Consider the following 22,197-nt stretch of genomic DNA (forward strand, 5'->3'; position numbering starts at 1 on the left):
TAACTTTTATTAATGCACAGGCTGTTAAGTTTTACTTGTTCATTTATTTTTCCTTTTTTCACCTTCAAACTATCATAATCACCAGCGTTAATTGCTTTCAATATATATTGTTGATATGAACACTGATGAACTAAATAGAGCAAATTCATAATGAGCGTTACAGACTGATTTGCTAAAAACATTGTAAATAACAGCAAAAATTAACTTGATAGCTAGGGTATGAAAGCTTTGATTGAAATCTCTAACGGCAAATTAAACACCGTTAGAGAATTTTAAAAATTTTTATTGTTGCGAATTGAAGTTCTTTGCTTTTTCAATGCGCTCTACAATGGCAGGGTGTGAACTTAGGTATTTAAAAATACTTTCTGCGGTATCTACTTTTTCTTCATTAAAACTTTCCATAGCATCAGCAAACGCCGCCGGTTCATAACCTAACTTTCCTAGGTGGCTAAGCGCAAAATTATCAGCTTCTGTTTCCATGTCACGAGAAAAATTGGCTTGAATAACGGCTGAACTTGCACCAACCATTAATTCACCAACCGTTTCTAAATCACCCAGCAATAGAGCAAACACAATGGCGTTTGATAACGATTGGGCAACTAACCTTAGACTATGTTTGGCTTCTACATGACCAATTTCATGAAGAATTATTGCCATTAGCATACTATCAAATGTGGCTGTGTTTTGTGTTTTTTCGAATTCCATTAACTGGGTTATTAGTCCATCAGTAACAATCACTGTACCGTTTGGAAGTGCTAATGCATTTGCGCCAAAGTAGTCACTTTGTTTTATTAATAATTGATAGTCTTCAATATTTAATTCCAGGGTTTCAAGCGCTTTATCGAACAGAGAATTTACACTATTTTTTATATTGTCATCGAGTGTGGATGGCGATAAAAATGCCTCATCTATAATGGTGAATGATTGTTCACCCATATAGGCTGGAATACTCTCCGGTAACCATTCAACACTTTTACTCGCAAGCGCTGGCATAGCAACCATAATTAACCAGTAAATTAGCGCGGGTGCTAAAATAATAGAAGAAAAAACCGTTAGCCAATTGCTTTCCAGGTGACTTAATAGAGAGCCAGTTTGTTTATTTAAACGCCAATTTTTATCCGCTGGAATAAACATATCACCATTAGGCAAGCGTATTTCGGTTGCTATGCCTGGAATAGCATCGCTTAATTGTACTTCAGTTAAGTTATATGAACATTGCTCTGTACCATTTGAAATGATGCTCAGATGATGCTCAGTTACAACTAATTGGGCAGCACACGCATGTGAGCTGCCCGAGCGGTATAATGTACCATCAATGATTTGTGACATCAGGTAATCGCGATATCTAAATCAAATACATCAGCGATTTCTTCACCAATTGCTGATTTTTCGTCTGTCATATCATCAATAATATGATCTGCATTAGGGTGAATTTCAACAAAGGTACCATTCGCTAAATAACGTGCTTTTCGAATTTTTGCCCATGGGTAGGCAAGACCAAGTGATAACCCAATTGCAATTAGGTTAAAGAACACTAAACGTGTATATTGCATTTCACTAATTGTAGATTCGAATGTAACAACGTCTTTAATTTTACTGTTAGTAAAGTTATGAGCACGTATACGAGACTGATAGATACCAGTAATTAAACTAAACATTCCCACATATAAAAGTGCACTTATTGGGCCCATAATAAACATCGCAGCGCTTAACCCATTTGGATCTAAGTTTGTTGTATCAACTGTTGCACCAAAAATCGCTGCACCAATACCAATCACAATGCCAAAGCCAAACATTGCCCCGACTGATATTGCAACTACCAGTAAAAACGCAATGTAATAGTCAGTAGCCGATAAATCGGTTTCAATTTGACGATCACCATATGTTGTGTTGCCAATAATATATTCATTAACTTTTTTAATTACCCAAGGCATTAGCAAGTAAAGAGTGAATACCGCCAGTACAGGTAAAATAATAAAAACTAAAAATGCCTCACCATAACTACCTTTAAAGCCAAAGCGTACATTACGGTAACTGGTCATTTTATTTTGAAAACGCATACTGCGATTGATCACCCATGGCATTAAAAACATGGCAATTAGCATGATGAAAAGGCCTAGTATTGGCACAAATTGTACTGAACCCATGTAAATTATGAATAATACAACGGCAATAATACGACCAATTAATATTTGAATGGGGTTTGCTAAGTAAGTGAATTGATGGCCTTCAATACTCGTATTGCTATAAAAATAGCGATGAGTACGTACTTTGGCCCATGCTGAATAAATACCAAGAGTAAGGATTGTTAAAACGATATTAACTATCCAAATTTTGAAGAATTGTCCTGTCTCACCTGAAAATTGAACTTGAGAACGACGTATTTGCTCCGTTGTGTTTAGTTCCATTAAACTTTTCCTAATTATTATTTGTTTTAAGATTGCCATTGTAAATCATTTAGTTACAAAGTTGAACTTGAAGATTTTTGAAAGCCTATGCAGTTAGAGTGCATAGAATAACGTTTATATCTTGGTTTTAAGCGAGCAGAGATTTGACATTTAAATATGAAAACTCTATGTAAGGGGCATGTAGATTAATGCTTTACCAAACACTTTTAAATAATAGCTTTATTTACAAAGCTTTAAACCGATTGGTTAATACGCAACGAACTAGATTGATGTTATTTACAAGTCGTTAAGTGATGTTTTTACGTAAAGCAAGAATATAAATTTTATAATGCATAATTATATTGAAGTTATGTTTAGCCAGGAGCAAATAATGAGCGACGCTAAAAAAACCTTTATTGAAAAAGTTTCTAACTGTCTTTGTCCACCAGGTAACGGTGTATTTACTGTAAATACCGCAAAAGAGAGAAAAGAAGCATTACACCAATCAATTTATGGACAAACAGATAATATTGATGCTCTTTGGCGTGATAGCTTAGACAACATTGATGCAAGTGAATATAAAGCGGTTACTTTAGGGATCAGCTCAGATTGTGGTGGTGGCATTTTACGTGGTGCAAACTGGGGCCCTTTGTTCCTTCGCAGCACGCTAATGGAGCAACAACCTAATTCAAAAACTTTCGACCTTGGTGATGTACGTGTAATACCACACCTACTTCATGATAAATATTTAAATGATGGCACTATTTCGAATTGTCAAAAAGCACTTTACCAAGATGAACAAAGTGAATATCCAGTAAGCCCACTATCAATTACTGAAGATGTATGTGACGATTTTTATGCAAATTTCCCAACGAAAGGGATTTTTGGCATCGGTGGTGATCATTCAATTAGTTATCCATTAACAAAGTCTTACTTAAAAGCAAAGCGTGCAGCAGGTAAACGCACGGCTATTATCCATTTTGATGCACATACAGATTTACTGGTTGAGCGATTAGGCATTGATCTGTGTTTTGGTTCTTGGTGTACGCATATTTTAGAATTTTTGCCAGCGCCACATCACCTTATTCAATTTGGTATTCGCTCAAGCGGTAAAGATAAAACACATTGGGAATCAACCTTTGGTGTGAAACAACATTGGGCACATGAAATTCGCGAACAAGGTGCGCAAGCAATTGTTGATGGTGTAATTGCCCAATTAAAAGCGGATCAGGTAGATGAGCTATATGTAAGTTTTGATATTGATGCGTTAGATGCAACATTTGCTGCTGCAACGGGTACACCTGAATATGATGGTATGACGCCTGATGAAGCGGTACTTATTTTAAGTGCTCTTGCTAAAGAGTTTCCGATTACCGGTGCTGATATGATGGAAATTGCCCCATTTACGGATGCATCACATAGTGGTAAACAAGCATCAGAAAGCACATTACGCGAAGGTGCAAAAATTTCTGCATTGTTAATAGATGCGATGAACAGTGTGAAATAATATTGCTATATCAAAATAAAAAGGTGCTACTTGGCACCTTTTTTATTTCATGAGTTTCTAAACATAAAAACACAGGTTACACTTAACATTATGAAAGGCCGCAAATTATAGAACAGGCGCTAATGTTTAATCGCTATACCGTATTTATTTCACTGCTTGCACTAATGCCGTTTATGGCATTTGGTAAAATAACGGTATTCAGCGAAAATTTAAGTGGTTATCAGTATCATAATGAACACGGCGCATTTGTAGGGCCGAACTTTGAGCGTGTAAAAAAAGCATTGGCCAAAGCTAATGTTGAGTATGAGCTCAATGTACTTGCTTGGTCGCTTGCTTATAATGGTGTATTACGTGATCCAAATGCCTGTATTTTCTCTCTCGCACGTTTGCCAATGCGTGAACCTAATTTCCAATGGATTGCTAAGTTAAGTCGATTTACAGCCTACTTTTATGCATTGCCAGAAAAACATATCTCATTAGATTCTATTATTGCGGCTAAAAACTATAAAACAGCAGTTATCGAAAATAACTTTAGTCATCATTATTTAAAACAACATGGTTTTGAATTAGGTGCTCAATTGTTAGTAATTGAGAATGTTGATAAGCTTTTTCATATCATGCGACAGCGTAAAAACTTACTGGACTTAATTGTACTTAACGAAACCCAGTACAAAACAAAACGTCAACTTGATACCACTACACCCCAATTAACAAAGGTGTTAAAGATTAATCAAGATGCGACTAGTTTATATTTTGCTTGTAACAAAGGTATGGATGAAGAAATGGTAAACAAATTAAAACTAGGGTTTGCTAACACAAACCCTAAATAAGTTAGTTCTAATCGAATAATGCGACAGTTTGTCTGCTCATCGCAATTAACTCACCTGATTGATTATAAATATTCGCTTCCTCACACGCATAACCATCACGGCTGTGATGGGTGAATGCATCAAATGCAAGCCATGCATCAGACTTTAATTGTTTATGTGGTAAAAACTCAATGTACCAAGACATTGAGCTTGCAGGAGCAACTTTTGAATACATTTGAAGCTGTGCAGGAGGCCACGCATCTGTTAGAGCAAGAATATGTGCCACTGAAAGTTCTTTTGGTGTTTCTTTTAAACGCATCCATCCTGCAAGTTCGCCATTCGGTGCATTTGAAAACGGCATAGCTCCCTTTTGAATATTAAAGCTCATATGTTGAAAAAACTGAGGAGTAACGCCTTCAGTATAAGGAATAAGGTGTTGCTCATTTACTGGTGATAAAGGGCACGTTTGATTGTTATCTACAATCACATTGGAATCACGCTTTATTGCAAAGCAGCCAAGTGCGATTACCGCAACATGATTATTTTGTAAAATGCGTGCTTCAATCTGAGTCGCATTTTTACCTTCGCGCAAAATAGTCAGTGAAATATCAAAGGGTGTATCGGCAATCAAAGGGCCTACAAAATTAGTGCTTAAAGATAAGAGTTCACGTTCAGGTGATATTGCGTTTCGCATCGCACTGAAAAGCATTGCTGCTGAAAGACCACCAAATGCAGTTCTTCCTTGGCACCAGTTAGCAGGAAAAGACAAGTTGTTAAGAGATTGAGATACAGAGTTTATTAGTTCATCAAAGTGCATAGGGAATTCTTATTTATTTTATGTAAGGCGTTGTTTATAGCAAATGCAGTGTGGTATGACCAGTTGGTTGTGCTAAAAATGTGCGATTGCAAAAAAATTTCAATATTTTAAAAAAAATTTACGTTTTACAGTTGAATTGTCTTTTGGCCACCCCAATTAAGTAACCATCTAAACGAATTAATCATTTTTGATACAGAATTAAAGAAGTAGGAGACGTTCCATGGGTAAGATTATTGGTATCGACTTAGGCACAACAAACTCATGTGTTGCAGTATTAGACGGCGATAAGCCACGCGTAATCGAAAACGCTGAAGGCGATCGTACAACCCCATCAATCATCGCATATACAGATGAAGGTGAAACGCTTGTAGGTCAACCTGCTAAGCGTCAGGCAGTTACGAACCCAACTAACACATTATTCGCAATTAAGCGTTTAATCGGTCGTCGTTTTGAAGACAAAGAAGTACAACGTGATATCGATATCATGCCGTTCAAAATTGTTAAAGCTGACAATGGCGATGCGTGGGTTGAAGCAAAAGGCGAAAAGCGTGCAGCACCTCAAATTTCTGCTGAAGTTCTGAAGAAAATGAAGAAAACAGCAGAAGATTTCTTAGGTGAAGAAGTAACAGGTGCTGTAATTACTGTACCTGCTTACTTTAACGATTCGCAACGTCAAGCAACTAAAGATGCTGGCCGAATTGCAGGTCTTGATGTTAAACGTATTATTAACGAACCAACAGCTGCTGCACTTGCATACGGCATGGACAAAAAACAAGGTGACAACGTAGTTGCAGTTTACGATTTAGGTGGTGGTACATTTGATATCTCTATCATCGAAATTGATGAAGTAGAAGGCGAACACACGTTTGAAGTACTAGCGACAAATGGTGACACGCATTTAGGTGGTGAAGATTTCGATAACCGCGTTATCAACTACCTAGTTGAAGAATTCAACAAAGAGCAAGGCATCAACTTAAAAACTGATCCACTTGCGATGCAGCGTGTTAAAGAAGCTGCTGAAAAAGCAAAAATTGAACTTTCAAGTGCACAACAAACAGAAGTTAACCTTCCGTATGTAACTGCTGATGCATCAGGTCCTAAGCACATGAACGTTAAACTAACGCGTGCTAAGTTAGAATCACTTGTTGAAGATTTAGTAACACAATCACTTGAGCCACTTAAAAAAGCACTAGCTGACGCTGATCTTTCAGTAAGTGATGTAAATGACGTGATTCTAGTGGGTGGTCAAACACGTATGCCACTAGTACAAAAAGCAGTTACTGACTTCTTTGGTAAAGAGCCACGTAAAGACGTAAACCCTGATGAAGCAGTGGCTATGGGTGCTGCGGTTCAAGGTGGTGTTTTAGCGGGTGAAGTTAAAGACGTACTTCTACTTGACGTTATCCCACTTTCTCTAGGTATTGAGACAATGGGTCAGGTAATGACTGCGTTAATCGAGAAGAACACAACGATTCCAACTAAGAAATCACAAGTATTCTCAACTGCTGAAGATAACCAAAGTGCGGTAACAATTCACGTACTTCAAGGTGAGCGTAAGCAATCAAGTGCTAACAAATCACTTGGTCAGTTCAACCTAGAAGGTATCCGCCCTGCACAGCGCGGTGTACCACAAATCGAAGTAACATTTGATGTTGATGCTGATGGTATCTTACACGTATCTGCAAAAGATAAAGACACAGGTAAAGAGCAGAAGATCACAATTCAAGCGTCTTCAGGTCTGAGCGACGATGAAATCGAAGCAATGGTACGTGATGCGGAAGCAAACGCAGAAGAAGATAAGAAGTTTGAAGAACTAGTGCAAGCGCGTAACCAAGGTGATGCAATGGTTCACGGTACACGTAAGCAAATCGAAGAAGCAGGTGATGCTCTTCCTGCTGACGATAAATCAGCGATTGAAGCAGCACTTGCAGAGCTGGAGACAGCTGTGAAGGGTGATGACAAAGCTGAAATCGAAGCGAAAACACAAGCGCTTATCGAGAAATCGCAAAAACTAATGGAAATTGCGCAAGCAAATGCACAAGCGCAACAAGCTGGCGGTGATGCAGGCCAACAGCAGCAAACACAGCAAGATGACGATGTTGTTGACGCTGAGTTTGAAGAAGTAAAAGACGACAAAAAGTAATTTACTTTAACTAGGGCGCGCGGGTTTCGACTCAGACGCGCCCTTAGTGTATCTAAAGGTTTTATGAATTTTGAGGCTAAAGACCCCGCTGGGGCAATGCAAATGCAGTTAGCCAACTAACGGGGAAAGCAGTAATTATGTCAAAACGCGATTATTATGAAGTACTAGGCGTTGCAAAAGACGCTAGCGATCGTGATATTAAAAAGGCATACAAACGCCTTGCTATGAAATATCACCCAGATCGTACCGCAGGCGACAAAGACTTAGAAGCTAAGTTTAAAGAAGTAAAAGAAGCATACGAAATACTTGGCGACAGTCAAAAACGTCAAACATACGACCAATTTGGTCATGCAGCCTTTGAACAAGGTGGTGGCGGTGGTCACGGTGGCTTTGGCGGCGGTGCAGATTTTGGCGACATCTTTGGTGATGTATTCGGTGATATTTTTGGTGGCGGCGGTGGCCGACGTCAATCTCGCCAACAACGTGGTGCCGATTTACGCTACAACCTAGATTTAAGCCTAGAAGAAGCTGTTCGCGGTAAAGACGTTGAAATTAAAGTGCCAACTTGGGTGTCATGTGAGCCGTGTGATGGTTCAGGTGCGAAGAAGGGCTCTAAGCCGCAAACTTGTGGTACCTGTCAGGGTCATGGTCAAGTACAAATGCGCCAAGGCTTCTTTGCTGTACAGCAAACATGTCCTACGTGTAATGGTAGCGGTCAAATCATCTCAGATCCATGTAATAAGTGTCATGGCCAAGGCCGTGTAGAAAAAACCAAGACCTTGTCTGTTAAAATTCCGGCAGGTGTTGATACTGGCGACCGTATTCGTTTAGCTGGCGAAGGTGAAGCAGGGCAACATGGTGCACCAGCAGGTGATTTATATGTTCAGGTTTCTGTACGTGAACACCCAATTTTCGTGCGTGATGGCAGCAACCTTTATTGTGAAGTACCACTTAGCTTTACAACAGCAGCACTTGGCGGCGAAATTGAAGTTCCAACACTTGACGGCCGTGCTAAACTTAAAATTCCATCAGAGTGTCAGACAGATAAAATGTTCCGCATGCGTGGTAAAGGCGTTAAATCTGTACGTGGTGGTGCAGTGGGTGATCTTATCTGTAAGGTGATTATTGAAACACCTGTCAACCTCAATGATCGTCAAAAAGAATTATTACGTGAATTAGATGAAAGTATGGGCGGTAATAGCTCCCGCCATCGTCCAAAAGAGCAAGGCTTTTTTGATGGTGTAAAAAAATTCTTTGATGATTTAACTAAGTAATTTAAAAAATTAAAAAAAGAGCTCAAATTGAGCTCTTTTTTTTAACAAAAATTTGAACAATTAGTTTTTAACTAAATCGCCAACTTCAAAAGAGGTTTGCCAAGTTTTACGATACTTCGCTAACGTTTTGCCACTTTGAATACTAATTAGAGCCTGATGTTGGGGGTTCTTGAATGTAACTCGTTTGCTCTCATTTTGCACAAACTCAGTTGCTTGCCAATCTGCTCCTAAACAACTCGTTACTTTTTCGATAGCCCAATTAAATGATTCACGACTTTGTGATTCGTCATCGTATTGCTCTGAACATTTATAAGCCATTTTATTAGAATTAAATCCAATTATTTGGCAGCTATTACCAAGTAGATGGTATTTTGGTGTCCAGATATCACTAAAATTATTTTGCACACGAGTTGCTTTTAAAGGCTCAAAGCCATTTGCAAAACTGTCAACTAGCCCTTGAATTTTTTCACAAGGTGTTAAATTGTCCACATACGAATTTTGCTCAGGGGATAGCGTTGAACCACACCCAGTAATTGCCATTAGAAGCGTTGCAGCAGAGATTTTACGTAACATAACTTTATCCCTAAAAATTTGTTTCAGCATAACGATAGTAAAATAAAAAATCCATGGAAATTAACGATTAGCCAAATAAATACTGACCGTTTAAATAGGTTGAATAAAATCTAAACACAAATTTGCGTAACAATTGTTCTGGGAATAAGTATTCAGCAATTTTAAGAACAACATCTACACTTATACAACAGGTTAAGTTCATAAAGTAATGAACAAAAAACAGATATATAACGTATTAGTCAAAGTTTTATACCGTTATTAGTAGGTGTTTATCATGAATTATCCATGGATTGAGAAAGCAAACAGAATTTTTTCAGCCGTATTGATTGGTCAGTTTATATTGACGCTAATTATTGCGTTTTTTACGCAAACCTGGCTTGAGGGGACCATCGTAGGCTTAATAATTATGGCGCTTCCTCTTTTTCTTATTCAAACGTCACCATTTGCCGCTGTAACACGGCATGCTGTAGCGATTGCAGTTCAATTATTTGCTGCACTTCATATTCAGCAGACTATGGGGCTGACAGAATTTCATTTTGAAATCTTTGTAATGTTAGCTTTTTTAAGCTGTTACAGAGATTGGAAAGTCATATTAACAAGTGTGTTGTTTGTTGCAGTTCATCATGTTGTATTTTTTGTAGTACAAAGTCAAAGTGCAGGTTTATATATATTTGAAGAAGGGCACCTTCATTTTTACATACTGGTTATACACGCTTTGTTTGCCGTAACTGAAGGTGCAGTTTTAATGTATGTCGCAAAACATGCTCATAACGAGTCAGTTAAAGGGTTCGATTTATCGTCATCGGTGCATCAGATATTAAGTAAGGATGGTAAATTTGACTTAACTGCTTTCTCAAACAACCAAACGGTTGATACTGATTTTAATAAATTAATGACATCTTTTACTCGATTTATAAAACAAACAAAAGAAGTCAGCACGGGTGTACTTGAGCGTTCACAAATAGTTGCTTCATTAAGTAATGAAGTTGAAAATGCAACTGAAGAAAATGTAAGTCAAATAAACCTTATAGCAACAGCAACTGAAGAGATGACAGTTGCTAATGCTAATGTTGCTTCACAAGCAAGCGAAGCTAATGACAGTGCTTCAGACGCCTTTACACGTACTGATAAAACAAAGCAGATTATTGATAATTCAACAAGCAACATTGAAAACTTAAAAGGTGACTTATCAGCTACTTCACAAACTATTGGCGAATTAGCGCTAAAATGTAATCAAATTGAAGAAGTTATGAACGCTATTAAGTCTATTTCTGATCAAACAAATTTACTTGCTCTTAATGCTGCAATTGAATCAGCGCGTGCAGGTGAACATGGTCGTGGGTTCGCAGTAGTAGCCGATGAAGTTAGGCAGCTTGCAATGAAAACAAGGCAAAATGCTGAGCAGATATCAGAAATAACAGCTGCGCTAATTAATGAAGCATCCTCATCAGTTGATCAAATGGATAAGTGTTTAATCAGTGCAGAAGATACTGTAACCCAAGCAAAAGAAGCGTCATCGATGATGATGGGTGTTGTCGATAATATAGAGAGCATGGTTAACAATATGGCATCAGTTGCAAGTGCTGCGAGTGAACAAGCAACAGTGTCAGCAAGCATTTCAGAATCAACTCAAACACTTTCGCAAAACTCAGAACAACTTAAAGTAAATAGCAATGAGTCCAGTAAGCGCTTCCAAGAAATGAAATACGATATTGAAAATTTAAACAGTGAGCTGGCGCGTTTTGAATTATAAACCCCATTGGATCATTGTATGTGTATGGAGTGTGTTGTTATCGGTGAGTGTTTTGTTTTTATCTGTATTAAAAATTAATACTTTCGATAATTACGGCGAATTAACAAAACGTGCAATGGACACTAACTTTGATAAAGAGTTTGTTAAACAGCTAACATCAATATTAGGGGATGTTTCCGGTTCAGTGATCCATTTTGAAGCGGAAGATTGCTTTTGTCAGACTGTTGCAAATGACCATGTTAGCTCAGTTAAAAAATTAGCCATCAATCAAAATTTTAAAAATCATAACCTTGTAGTAAATAACACGGATGGATTATTTTTACCTTCTGTACCTGCAGTCGCAGTGATAAATAAACTAGGTGCTCTTAGTTATTTGGGGCCTTACGCTAGCGGTATGTTTTGTGCCGAGGGCAATGGTCTTGTTGAACCTTACCTTATAAAGAAAAACCCCGAACACTCAAAGCTCGGGGCAACAATTATTACGGATGCAAAAGGGTGCTACTGCAGTGTAAGCTAAACTTATTTATGGCGGGCCTTTAACGTGGTAACAACTTCGCTGATATCTAAATTTTGGCGTTGTAATAACACTAACAAGTGATAAAGCAAATCAGCAGACTCATTAAGTAGTTCTTCATTATCGTTTTTCATCGCTGCGAGAGCGACTTCCACACCTTCTTCGCCAACTTTCTGGCAACTTCTGCTAAGCTCTTTTGCAAACAGGCTGGCAGTATAGCTTTCTTTTGGGTCGTCATACTTGCGTTGAGCAATCACCTTATTGAGCGTACCAATAAAGCTGAGATCTGGTGAAGCATCACCAAAACAACTTTGTGTTCCTAAATGGCATGTTGGGCCTTTTGGATTTGCTAACATAAGTAAAGAGTCTTGATCACAATCGGTATGAACAGAGACCAATTCTAAGTAATTTTCAGAGCTTTCACCCTTAGTCCATAAACGTTGCTTTGAACGGCTATAAAATGTGACTTTGCCAATTTCAAGGCTCTTCTCAACAGCTTCTGCATTACAAAAGCCTTGCATTAATATCTGACCAGTATGCACATCTTGCACGATTGCGGGCATTAATTCACTTTTATTAAAATCAAGTTGTGAAATGTTGGAAAAATTTATTTTCATAATCTTACTGCTATTTCCTGTCTTTTTAGTTCAGTCTTAAGGTCATTAATATCAATTAACCCTTTATGAAAAACTGAAGCAGCTAACGCGCCATCCACATTACTGGTAGTAAATACATCAGCAAAATCTTGTATTTGCCCAGCGCCACCAGAAGCAATAAGTGGTACATCACATAGTTCACGTATTTTACTCAGTTGGGCGTTGTCATATCCATTGCGAACACCGTCTTGGTTCATACAATTAAGTACAATCTCACCAGCACCTAAATCTTGCACACGTTTAACCCACTCTTCAGTTTTATAACGTGTTTGACTCGCCGCATTTGGGTCGCCCGTTAATTGATATACTAAATACTGATCACTTTCCTTGTCATAAAAGCTATCAATACCCACTACGACGCATTGTTTTCCAAACTCATCATGAAGCTCTTTGATAAGTTTTGGTCGAGCGATAGCTGGGCTGTTTATACTAATTTTATCTGCACCCATTTCGAGTACTTTCGCAGCATCAGCTACTGATTTAATGCCGCCAGCAACACAAAATGGAATATTAATATAACGCGCAATTTGCTCAACCCAAGCTACATCCAGTAAACGTTTTTCGACACTCGCGGTAATTTCATAGAAAACTAATTCATCTGCACCTGCTTTTGAATAGGCCTCTGCAAGTTGTAAAATATCACCAACAATTTCATGCTCTTTGAATTTTACACCTTTGACAACCTGGTTATTTTTAACACTCCGCCTCCTCAGCTGTAAAGGCATTATCTAGTAAAGATTTACCTAAAATTATACCACCTACTCCTAATGCCTTAAGTTGCTTAATATCTTCAAGGGAGCTTACGCCACCAGACGCTTGCACGCGAATGTCGTCAAACTTTGCAAGAATATCTTGGTATAAGCCAAAAGAAGGGCCTGTCATTGTACCGTCTTTACTAATATCAGTGCATAAAAAGTCTTTTACACCTAATGCTCTATAAAATTCGATAAACTCGAACAAGTCATAGGGAGATTTTTCTAGCCAACCATGGGTTGCAGGGCGCCATGTATCTGCGTCTTTATTGACATCTAAAGCAATGACAAATTTAGTCGCGCCAAATTTTTCTATCCAACTCTTTACCTGGCTCTTGTCCGTCACTGCCTTCGAGCCAATAACCACTTGATGTACGCCGGCGTTCAGCCATGTGGATATGTCGGACTCGCTTCGAATGCCGCCGCCGATTTGAAAGGGTAGTTTGAGCGCGTTTGATGCTTCTTGAATGAACTGCCATTGCTTTTTATCCGGATCTCTTGCGCCTTCTAAATCCACGATGTGAATGCGTTCAGCGCCTGAATTAGCATACTCAGTTAAACGAGTTTTAAAGTCAAAATCGTAAAACTGTGCGGTGTCATACTTGCCTTGGTATAGTCTAACAATTCGATTTTGTAAAATATCTAATGCGGGAATAATCATCATTGTTCCTATAATGCTAAAAAGTTTTTAAGCAAGCGCTCGCCAACATCAGCGGACTTTTCAGGGTGAAATTGCATGCCTATAAAATTGTCTTTTGCGATTATGGCTGAAAATTCTGTACCATAGTCACTTGTTGCCAACGTATATTGGTTTGGCTGATGGGCAAAGCTGTGAACATAATAAACTTGATCATTCGCATCAATGCCATTCAAAATAGGGTGGCTAGATTTTAAATTTAAATTATTCCATCCCATATGTGGTAAGGTTAAATTTTCACTTTTAAGTGCACCTAGCTTTCCAGGAATAAGGCCAAGTGCTGTCACATTTCCTTCCTCTGTTTCATCACACATTAATTGCATGCCTAAACAGATACCAAGAAGTGGTTTATTATAGTTTTTAATTGCGTCTTGCCAGTTATTGTCAATTAAGCGTTTCATAGCAACGGATGCGTGGCCCACGCCAGGTAACACTGCTCGTGGGAAATTATTAAGCTTTTCAGGCTCAGTGATTATTTCAACCTGAGCGCCTAAGCGTTCAAACGCAAAACGTACAGAGTTAATATTTGCACAACCGGTATTAATTATTGCAATCATAAACACCCCTTTGAACTTGCGGTTGTTTGAGATACATCTTTTGCAATAGCCATGCGAAGGGCGCGTGCGAATGCTTTAAACAAACCTTCCACTTGGTGGTGACAATTGCCATCAGATACAGACAAAATTAAACTGATAGCGGCATTATCGGTAAGGCTTTTGAAAAAATGTTCGACCATTTGAACATCCATATCACCCAGTTTTTCGCGAGTGAAATTTGCATTAAGTACAAAAGATGCGCGGCCAGACAAATCAATCTGTGCCTCCGCCTTACATTCATCCATAGGTAATGAAAAACCATAGCGACCAATCTGTGCTTTTGGTCCAAGTGCTTGTTTTAATGCTTGTCCTAATGCAATACCAACATCTTCAACAAGGTGGTGCTCGTCGATGTGTAAATCACCCTTGGCTTTAACGGTTAACCCAATATTGCTATGGGTACGAATTTGATCAAGCATGTGATCAAAGAAACCCAGCCCAGTCATTACCTCACCTTGTTTTTCAGAATCAAGGTTTAACCTTACAGAAATTTGAGTTTCGTTAGTGTTACGAACTACTTCACCAGTGCGATTTTGCGTGGTTAATTTAGTAACGATTTCAGGCCAATTGCCACTATACAAAATACCTTCACAACATAGGTTTTCAGCGAGTTGAACATCGGTTTGACGATCGCCAATGACATAAGAATTGACTATATCTACTTTACCCGAGCGCATTAGCTCTTTTAGTAACCCAGTCTTTGGTTTGCGACAAGCACAGTTTTCATCATCAAAATGCGGGCAAATCAGTACGTCGTCAAATGTAATGTTTGATGATGTAAACACTTGCATCATTTTGTTATGAGGCGCATCAAAATCAGCTTGTGAAAAGCTGTCTGTTCCAAGTCCATCTTGGTTTGATACCATAACTAAACGGTAGCCTGCTGCTTGTAATTGTAATAGGGCAGGAATAACACCTGGTTCAAAGACTAACTTCTCTAACGTGTCTAATTGTTTATCAATGGCAGGTTCTTCAACTAAAGTGCCATCACGATCTATAAATAAGTAAGGAACTGCCATAAATTATCCGTTTATTTCCATTAGCCAATTGAATACAACATTAAGTTCTTGTTCTGAACCGATACTAATACGTAACCAGTCATCTTCCCCATAAAGTGTAAAGGGGCGCATAATTAAACCGCTTGCCATCGCTTTAGTGATATAACACTTATCACTTAATTTGATGGTGACAAAGTTAGCAAAACTCGGAAGTATCTTTACTACTTTATTACATTGTTTAAGTTTATTTATAAGCGTTTCACGATTGTTATTTAAAATCGTAACTTGACGTTTCATACTGTTAATATTGCAAGGTGAGAGTGCTTGCTCTGCAATAGATGCAACAACAGTTGAAACAGGATAGGGCGCAAGTACTTTTCGCATTGTATTAATCAGTGTTTGATTACTTAAAACAAAACCAGTGCGAAGTCCTGCAAGCGCAAACGCCTTTGATAATGTACGTAACACCACAACATTCTCATGCGAATTGATTAGTGGCGTCGCACTAAGCTCATCACAAAATTCTATATAGGCTTCATCGACAACCACAATCGCTTTATCTTTAAATGCATTAGCAATTTCTTCAATACGCTTAAGTGGAACAACGCTGCCAGTTGGGTTATTTGGATTGCAAATAAACACTAGTTTGGCGTTTAGTGCTTTCTCAACTAATTCAGTTGTTGAGGCTTCTAGCAAATCACTTTGCGTTAGATTGATAAGCGTAACATTGGCGCTTTCAGCAGTTACTTTATACATACCATAGGTAGGAATAAACTGAGCAATTGCATCAACACCGCCTTGGCAAAATGTGCTAACTAGAAGTTCAATTCCTTCATCTGCACCGCGCGTCATCAACACATTGCTAGTCGCTAAATTAGCGTAGTTCGCATATGCTGATATTACAGCCTCTGGTTGCGGATCAGGGTAACGATTAAGATTTGTTAAATTAAATTCAAACTCATTAGTAAAAGGGCTTTCGTTTGCATTTAACCATGTAGAACCACTAAGCTTTTCACTTTTAGCTGAGCTATAAGCTGTTAATAAAGCAATATAGTCAGGTGTGTAATTATCACTCATTAACTTAACTCCTCTAGACGGATTTTTACTGCATTAGCGTGAGCATCTAAACCTTCGGCATCTGCCAGTGGTAAAATACTTTTCGAAAGTTCACTTAATGCTTTTTGCGAAATAGTCTGAACTGTATAAGTTCTAAAAAAATCCATTAAATTAAGTGCTGAATACACTTTGCTGTAACCATAAGTAGGCAAAACATGGTTTGTGCCCGATGCATAATCACCTGCTGATTCAGGGGTGTAATCGCCAACGAAAATGGAACCGACATTGTAAAATTTATCAACAAGGTCATTAGCATGACGAGTCTGAACAATTAGATGCTCTGGGCCATATTGGTTTGATACTTCAATTGCTTGCTCTATGTTCTCAACGAGAATAAAAGGCGAATTTAATAATGCTTTTTCTGCGATATTTCGTCTTGATAACACTTGCAGCTGTTTTTCTACTTCTATCTTTGTTGCATTAATTAATGTTTCACTATCGCTAAGTAAAACAACTTGTGAGTCTTCACCGTGCTCTGCTTGAGATAATAGATCAGCTGCTACAAACCTTGGATTAGCGCCACTATCTGCGATTACTAATACCTCTGAAGGACCTGCAGGCATATCAATCGCAACACCATTAGCTTGTTGTGCGACGAGCTGTTTAGCCATTGTGACGTAGCTATTACCTGGGCCAAATATCTTATTTACTTTAGGAACTGACTGCGTTCCAAATGCCATTGCGGCGATAACACCAGCACCGCCAGACTTTACTAATGTCGTTACACCACATAGTTTTGCTGCGTAAAGGATGGCAGGGTTAATTTGCTCATCATCCTTTACTGGTGTTGCAAGCACGATTGTTTGTGCACCACTTAATTTTGCCAGTGCACCTTGCATTAACACAGATGATGGCAATGGTGCAGTACCACCAGGTACATATATACCAACCGCATTAATTGCTTGGTAACGAAGCTCGCACACCACACCAGGCTGTGTTTCTATCACTTTTCGCTGTGGTAACTGTGCTTTATGGAACGTAGTAATATTTTTAAATGCGATATCGATGGCTGCTTTAAGCTCTGTGCTCAATAGCGCTTCTGAATTTTGTATTTCAGTATTTGATACAATCAGTTCATCAGCATAATTATTATCAAATTCTTGATTGTATTGTAAAAGCGCTGTGTCACCATTAGCTTTTACATTATCAATAATTAATTGAACACGAGACTGTAATTGGTCTGACGCTTGTTGGGCAGGCCTTGAAAGCAGCAAGCCTTGTGCTGCTTTTGATAATTGAGACCAAGTTTCCACCGATTACTCCATCATTTTTTCGATTGGCATCACAAGAATTGAGCTTGCGCCTTTCTCTTTAAGCGCTTCCATTGTTTCCCAAAATAATGTTTCGCTTGAAACCATGTGCAGCGCTACTAAATCATCAGTACCAGCGAGTGAAAGCACTGTTGGCTTGCCAGTACCTGGAAGCAATTCACAGATTTCATCAAGACGCGATTTAGGTGCGTGTAGCATGATGTACTTACTTTCTTTCGCTTGACGAACCGCTTTTAAGCGAGGCAGTAATGTTTCGAGAAGCGCCTGTTTTTGTTGGCTATCCATATTTGGGTTTTGAATTAAACACGCATTTGATTCTAAGATTGTTTCGCCTTGTAATAGGCCATTTGCTTCTAAAGTTGCGCCGGTAGATACAAGGTCACAGATTGCATCGGCAAGGCCAGCGCGAGGAGCAACCTCTACAGAACCGGATAACAAAACAGTTGATGCGTTGATACCTTGTGCTTTTAAAAATTTCTTTAATATTTCAGGGTAAGTTGTGGCTATTTTTTTTCCTTCAAACCAGCTAAGCGGTTGCTGACCTAATTCTTGAGGCCATGCTAATGCTAATCTACAATAGCCAAAATCAAGTTTAGCTAGCTTAGTGACGTTAGCATTTAGGTTTTGTGCTTTACGTTCAGCTTGGCTTTCAACTAACACGTTTTCACCTACGATCCCTAAGTCACACACACCGTCCATTACAAGTCCTGGTATGTCATCATCTCGAACTCGTAATACATCAATAGGCATATTTGTTGCGTGGGCAATTAAACGTTGTTCTCTTAAATTAAGCTTTACGCCAAGTTGTTTTAATAACTCTTGGCAGTCTTTAGAAAGACGCCCTGATTTTTGAATAGCGATACGAAGACGGTTGTTATCACTCATTTTTCTCATTCCCAATTAAATTTGTTTCAATAGTTTTGTTTTGTTTAGGGCTAAAACAAAAACAGCCCGAGGATGTCCCCGGGCTGTTATGTGAAATTCTGTTAGCCAGAGGACGTATTTTCGGAATAGCCCTCCAGCGAAATACCTGAAAGCTACTCCGTTGTATGATGGTGATGAATAGTGTTCAGTGTATTAAGCATTTGTATATAACCTATAAATGTAAAAAATGTGCCAAATGGCTTGCCTATTTATAGAAAAACATGTTTTTTCAGGGTTTGCAATAAAAAATCAAATTAAAAATATGAATACTATATTACAAAAAATAAAAGATGTTATTTATCAGATGCTTGCTATTTAACTGGGTAATCAAAAAACCAGCTTGTATAGGCCTGTATATACAAGTAAAAGTGTGTTTTAAAGTGTTTTTCGAATAAAAATCGTTTCAAAGCTTTGTTTTTGTGGGTTTGGTTTGTGAAGTGCTTTTTAAATAATGCTGGAAGCTTATATTTTTAATGAAGTTAGTTATTTATAAATAAAAATCTGTCTTGTGGCTTATTGAGAGTAAAGTTTTATGTAATGAGAAATATAATGAATTAAACATATATTGTTAGGCTATTATGTTATTGGTTGTAAACCATATTTAATCGCTCTTACTTGAGATAGTTTTGAAGCTAAAGAGTTTATAAAAATTGCCGTTAAATAGGTAAGACAGTGGAGTAGATTATGGATATTTTAACCCCTTTTTTGCCGCGGATAAATTTTATTCAACCAGTTGATAAATCGACATTATTTGTTGCTGGTGTAAGCGATAATAAAACCACGAAAATTCGTTTAAAGAAAAACGAAGCAACACTCTATGAGTTAAAAAAGCAAAAAGAGAATTCTTCTTCTGAAAATCATGAGGAAGATGATAAAGAAGAGCACATCGACACATGGGCATAGAAGACCACTAAACCCGTCATATCGCCTTTAAGCATTATTTCTACCTTATTCTTTAGCATACTTATAAACTCCACTTAAATATTGATTGGAGTTTATAATGAACTGTGTATGTAAAAAACACACATTACAAGTGTGGAAAGGATACGGCGGGGTGGGATATGGTTGTCATTGTGGCATGTCATTTCTTCCGACTAAATATTTCGCTACGTTAAAGGGGCAAGGTACATTTCATTACGAGCAATTTATAAAGACACTAACTAGCGTGAAAGGAATATGCTCGGAACATAATTGCCCACAATGCAGAACGATTTTAAAACAAAAGGAAGTTGATAATATTGTTTTAGCACATTGTGACCACTGCCATGGACTTTTATTTTCAACCAGTCAATCTCGTGAATTTTTTACTAAATACAAACTGCCTAAAAATGATGAAAACCTAATGGGCTTATTAATTGATATACCGTTAATAGGTTTATTATTAAGCTAAAGAACACATCATACTAAATGTATTGAAAAGTTAATCGGGGCAACTGAGGTAAATTAAAGAGTTTGTATTCAAAAAAGATGGGCTTATGGTTTATAACACATGCAGACAGAAATAATAGTAATTAATAAATTTGCCAAGGTTAATAAAAAAGGCCCAAGCTTGAGGTAATTCGGAATCTTAAAAGTTGGGCCTTTAGGGTTTAATTATTTACCTTGGTCGGGGTGGTAAACACTAAAATCAAATAATAACAAAACAAGCTCAAAAAGGTTTGTCATAACTTTTTCAGTTTGTGAAAAAGTGTAGTGAATAATTAACCTGCTTTTTGGAGCTTAATACGGTTATTCATATTTAACCAAATCAATCCAAAACCTATTAAGTAATTTTCTAGTTTATGTTTTTGTACAAGGTGCTTTAATGAACAAAATTCTGAGTCATTATCTGTAATTAGACGCAAAGTTTCATCCAATACATTTGCGTTTAGATGATGATAACCATATAGATACATAGGTTTAGATGCTTTACCGTAAGCCGCATTTAACTTTAACCTTGTTGCTAGACCTGGATATTTTTCTGAAAAATTAAGCCCTTTTTTAAGTGGTTTTTGTGTTTTATCCCAAGGTAACTTAGCAAGTTTTGGTGATACGTCGGCAATAAATTGACGATGAAATGTGCTGTGCAGTTTAAGTTTTGCCGGAAGATGCAGCATGGTTTTAACTACATCATGATTAAGAAATGGATGCGAACGATTATAATAGCTATCTAGCAATTGTTGACCTGCAACAACCATTCTTTGACATCGTGTAGTCAAATAAAATATATCCGCTTGTTTTGTTGCTGGTAATAATGGGTTTATATAACGCTCGAAAACAGATTCAATTTTTGCTTCGATAGATTTATGTCCAAGCAACGGTGCTAAAAGCGGGTGTGTTTGCTTTAAGAATTCTTCCTGTATATAACGCTTAATTCTGGGTGTCGACCAGTTGTTCAGTAATGCTAAGTCAAAAAAATTAAACCCAGGCATTCCACGGTCGTAGTAAAATGCACGATAAGATTCCGCGCCCGTACCTGTAATAATGCTTCTACCTAGTGTTTTGTTTAGAATTTTATCATCAATTAATGCATGTGCATGATGAAAGGGGACTTCTCCCATGCTCGCTTTACTGACACGATGTATGACTGAATCTGATATATTTGTTTTTAAGTTTGTAGGGTGGTGAAGTGTTAAACCACAACTGTTTGCAAGTAACTTTGCGTAGTTAACGTCGGTACTATTAGCAACCCCATAACATAAAGCATCTGGTTTTAGATTAAGTAAATCGCATGCTGCGAGTATTGCACGTGAATCAAGCCCACCTGATAGTGATATTAGAGGATTAATGCCGCTGTTAACACTCATTCGAACAGCTTCAATGAGTGCCTCTTTTGCATCACTGTATTTAGTTTTCAGATTGCTGTTGAATATCTCATTTTTACTATTTTTTTGTTTAAGCTCAGAATTTTTAATAGTTAAAGTCGCTTGCGTATTGCCCATAAAGTGGGTGGTATTTTTTAATATTGAGTTGCTTGAAAATAATTGACCTAACACAACGATTTCTTTAAGTGATTGTTTCTTAAGTTCAAGTGGTTTTTTTAAAGATTGATTGAGCGACGTGCGCGAACTTGCAAGTATAATATTGTTGTTATCTTTGTAATATATAATAGGGAAGGCGCCATAGGTATCGGTGGCAAAATTAATTATTCGCGATTTATTATTAATTGCTATCCAAGATCTTCCACAGTAACTCTCAAATCGATTATTTAAAATATCTGAAGTTATCTGTCTATCTAGGTGACGATAAGCTATATCACCCCATATAAAAATATCTAAGGTGCTAGTTGTATGACGTGTTATGCAAATACTTTGTCTAAAATCTTCAATATTTGTGCTGTACCAGGTATCTGATGAAAGTTCTTCAGTGTTAAATAGAATACTCAATTGCGCCATAATAAGGTCTCTAAAAGATAACTTTTCTTTATAGCA

At 37.7% G+C, this 22,197-nt stretch carries 21 protein-coding genes; 8 read left to right on the forward strand and 13 right to left on the reverse strand.

What is annotated here, in order from left to right; all coding sequences use genetic code 11:
• Positions 1 to 282: 282 nt before the first annotated feature.
• The gene (locus ON073_RS02960; protein WP_274760373.1) at positions 283 to 1,329 is read right to left on the reverse strand and encodes a M48 family metallopeptidase; all 1,047 of its coding nucleotides are present in this window, start codon (positions 1,327 to 1,329) and stop codon (positions 283 to 285) included.
• Positions 1,329 to 2,408 (reverse strand): YjgN family protein, encoded by a 1,080-nt coding sequence (locus tag ON073_RS02965; protein ID WP_274760374.1) that lies wholly within the window; start codon positions 2,406 to 2,408, stop codon positions 1,329 to 1,331. Before ON073_RS02965 ends, ON073_RS02960 begins: the two co-directional genes overlap by 1 nt.
• 370 nt (positions 2,409 to 2,778) lie before the next feature.
• Between ON073_RS02965 and ON073_RS02970 the strand changes: the two genes are divergently transcribed.
• On the forward strand, positions 2,779 to 3,894 hold the full coding sequence (locus tag ON073_RS02970) for an arginase family protein (protein ID WP_274760375.1): 1,116 nt from the start codon (positions 2,779 to 2,781) through the stop codon (positions 3,892 to 3,894).
• A gap of 122 nt (positions 3,895 to 4,016) precedes the next feature.
• Positions 4,017 to 4,724, forward strand: coding sequence for a hypothetical protein (locus ON073_RS02975; protein ID WP_274760376.1), 708 nt, complete (start codon positions 4,017 to 4,019; stop codon positions 4,722 to 4,724).
• A 7-nt stretch (positions 4,725 to 4,731) separates the two neighbouring features.
• Here the strand turns inward: ON073_RS02975 and ON073_RS02980 are convergent, their stop codons facing one another.
• Positions 4,732 to 5,520 carry a thioesterase family protein gene (locus ON073_RS02980; RefSeq protein WP_274760377.1) on the reverse strand — a complete coding sequence of 263 codons (789 nt, stop codon included), beginning with the start codon at positions 5,518 to 5,520 and terminating at the stop codon, positions 4,732 to 4,734.
• A 220-nt stretch (positions 5,521 to 5,740) separates the two neighbouring features.
• On the opposite strand from ON073_RS02980, the gene dnaK reads away from it, so the two are divergent.
• Positions 5,741 to 7,663 carry a molecular chaperone DnaK gene (gene dnaK, locus ON073_RS02985; protein ID WP_274760378.1) on the forward strand — a complete coding sequence of 641 codons (1,923 nt, stop codon included), beginning with the start codon at positions 5,741 to 5,743 and terminating at the stop codon, positions 7,661 to 7,663.
• A 137-nt stretch (positions 7,664 to 7,800) separates the two neighbouring features.
• Entirely contained in the window at positions 7,801 to 8,937 is a 1,137-nt protein-coding gene (gene dnaJ / locus ON073_RS02990) for a molecular chaperone DnaJ (protein ID WP_274760379.1), read from the forward strand.
• A gap of 60 nt (positions 8,938 to 8,997) precedes the next feature.
• On the opposite strand, the gene ON073_RS02995 is transcribed toward dnaJ, so the two are convergent.
• Positions 8,998 to 9,510 (reverse strand): hypothetical protein, encoded by a 513-nt coding sequence (locus ON073_RS02995; RefSeq protein WP_274760380.1) that lies wholly within the window; start codon positions 9,508 to 9,510, stop codon positions 8,998 to 9,000.
• Positions 9,511 to 9,784: 274 nt separating this feature from the next.
• Between ON073_RS02995 and ON073_RS03000 the strand changes: the two genes are divergently transcribed.
• Together ON073_RS03000 and ON073_RS03005 are read left to right on the forward strand one after the other, a co-directional pair.
• Positions 9,785 to 11,263 carry a methyl-accepting chemotaxis protein gene (locus tag ON073_RS03000; protein ID WP_274760381.1) on the forward strand — a complete coding sequence of 493 codons (1,479 nt, stop codon included), beginning with the start codon at positions 9,785 to 9,787 and terminating at the stop codon, positions 11,261 to 11,263.
• On the forward strand, positions 11,253 to 11,780 hold the full coding sequence (locus ON073_RS03005; protein ID WP_274760382.1) for a DUF6436 domain-containing protein: 528 nt from the start codon (positions 11,253 to 11,255) through the stop codon (positions 11,778 to 11,780). The genes ON073_RS03000 and ON073_RS03005 overlap by 11 nt, the downstream gene beginning before the upstream one ends.
• Before the next feature lie 2 nt (positions 11,781 to 11,782).
• Here the strand turns inward: ON073_RS03005 and hisIE are convergent, their stop codons facing one another.
• The 8 genes from hisIE to hisG are packed head-to-tail and all read right to left on the reverse strand — an operon-like array spanning position 11,783 to position 18,748.
• Positions 11,783 to 12,394, reverse strand: coding sequence for a bifunctional phosphoribosyl-AMP cyclohydrolase/phosphoribosyl-ATP diphosphatase HisIE (gene hisIE / locus ON073_RS03010; RefSeq protein WP_274760383.1), 612 nt, complete (start codon positions 12,392 to 12,394; stop codon positions 11,783 to 11,785).
• Positions 12,391 to 13,158: an imidazole glycerol phosphate synthase subunit HisF gene (gene hisF / locus ON073_RS03015; protein ID WP_274760384.1), complete on the reverse strand. Its 768-nt coding sequence runs from the start codon at positions 13,156 to 13,158 to the stop codon at positions 12,391 to 12,393. Before hisF ends, hisIE begins: the two co-directional genes overlap by 4 nt.
• Entirely contained in the window at positions 13,127 to 13,846 is a 720-nt protein-coding gene (hisA, locus tag ON073_RS03020) for a 1-(5-phosphoribosyl)-5-[(5-phosphoribosylamino)methylideneamino]imidazole-4-carboxamide isomerase (protein ID WP_274760481.1), read from the reverse strand. The genes hisF and hisA overlap by 32 nt, the downstream gene beginning before the upstream one ends.
• An 8-nt stretch (positions 13,847 to 13,854) precedes the next feature.
• Positions 13,855 to 14,439 (reverse strand): imidazole glycerol phosphate synthase subunit HisH, encoded by a 585-nt coding sequence (gene hisH, locus ON073_RS03025; protein ID WP_274760385.1) that lies wholly within the window; start codon positions 14,437 to 14,439, stop codon positions 13,855 to 13,857.
• On the reverse strand, positions 14,436 to 15,497 hold the full coding sequence (gene hisB / locus ON073_RS03030; RefSeq protein WP_274760386.1) for a bifunctional histidinol-phosphatase/imidazoleglycerol-phosphate dehydratase HisB: 1,062 nt from the start codon (positions 15,495 to 15,497) through the stop codon (positions 14,436 to 14,438). Before hisB ends, hisH begins: the two co-directional genes overlap by 4 nt.
• A gap of 3 nt (positions 15,498 to 15,500) precedes the next feature.
• A complete protein-coding gene (gene hisC / locus ON073_RS03035; RefSeq protein WP_274760387.1) occupies positions 15,501 to 16,553 on the reverse strand; it encodes a histidinol-phosphate transaminase in 1,053 nt (350 codons plus the stop codon).
• Entirely contained in the window at positions 16,553 to 17,845 is a 1,293-nt protein-coding gene (gene hisD, locus ON073_RS03040; protein ID WP_274760388.1) for a histidinol dehydrogenase, read from the reverse strand. The genes hisC and hisD overlap by 1 nt, the downstream gene beginning before the upstream one ends.
• Before the next feature lie 3 nt (positions 17,846 to 17,848).
• Complete coding sequence (hisG, locus tag ON073_RS03045) at positions 17,849 to 18,748, reverse strand: ATP phosphoribosyltransferase (RefSeq protein WP_274760389.1); 900 nt, start codon at positions 18,746 to 18,748, stop codon at positions 17,849 to 17,851.
• A gap of 723 nt (positions 18,749 to 19,471) precedes the next feature.
• Between hisG and ON073_RS03050 the strand changes: the two genes are divergently transcribed.
• Positions 19,472 to 19,690 (forward strand): hypothetical protein, encoded by a 219-nt coding sequence (locus ON073_RS03050; RefSeq protein ID WP_274760390.1) that lies wholly within the window; start codon positions 19,472 to 19,474, stop codon positions 19,688 to 19,690.
• A 97-nt stretch (positions 19,691 to 19,787) separates the two neighbouring features.
• Positions 19,788 to 20,177 (forward strand): zf-TFIIB domain-containing protein, encoded by a 390-nt coding sequence (locus ON073_RS03055; protein ID WP_274760391.1) that lies wholly within the window; start codon positions 19,788 to 19,790, stop codon positions 20,175 to 20,177.
• Between the two features lie 310 nt (positions 20,178 to 20,487).
• Here the strand turns inward: ON073_RS03055 and ON073_RS03060 are convergent, their stop codons facing one another.
• Positions 20,488 to 22,161, reverse strand: a complete 1,674-nt coding sequence (locus ON073_RS03060; protein WP_274760392.1) for an asparagine synthase-related protein — start codon at positions 22,159 to 22,161, stop codon at positions 20,488 to 20,490.
• Between the last annotated feature and the right edge of the window lie 36 nt (positions 22,162 to 22,197).

Origin of the sequence: Pseudoalteromonas sp. G4 (genome assembly GCF_028875915.1) — a bacterium.
Taxonomy (GTDB): Bacteria; Pseudomonadota; Gammaproteobacteria; order Enterobacterales; family Alteromonadaceae; genus Pseudoalteromonas.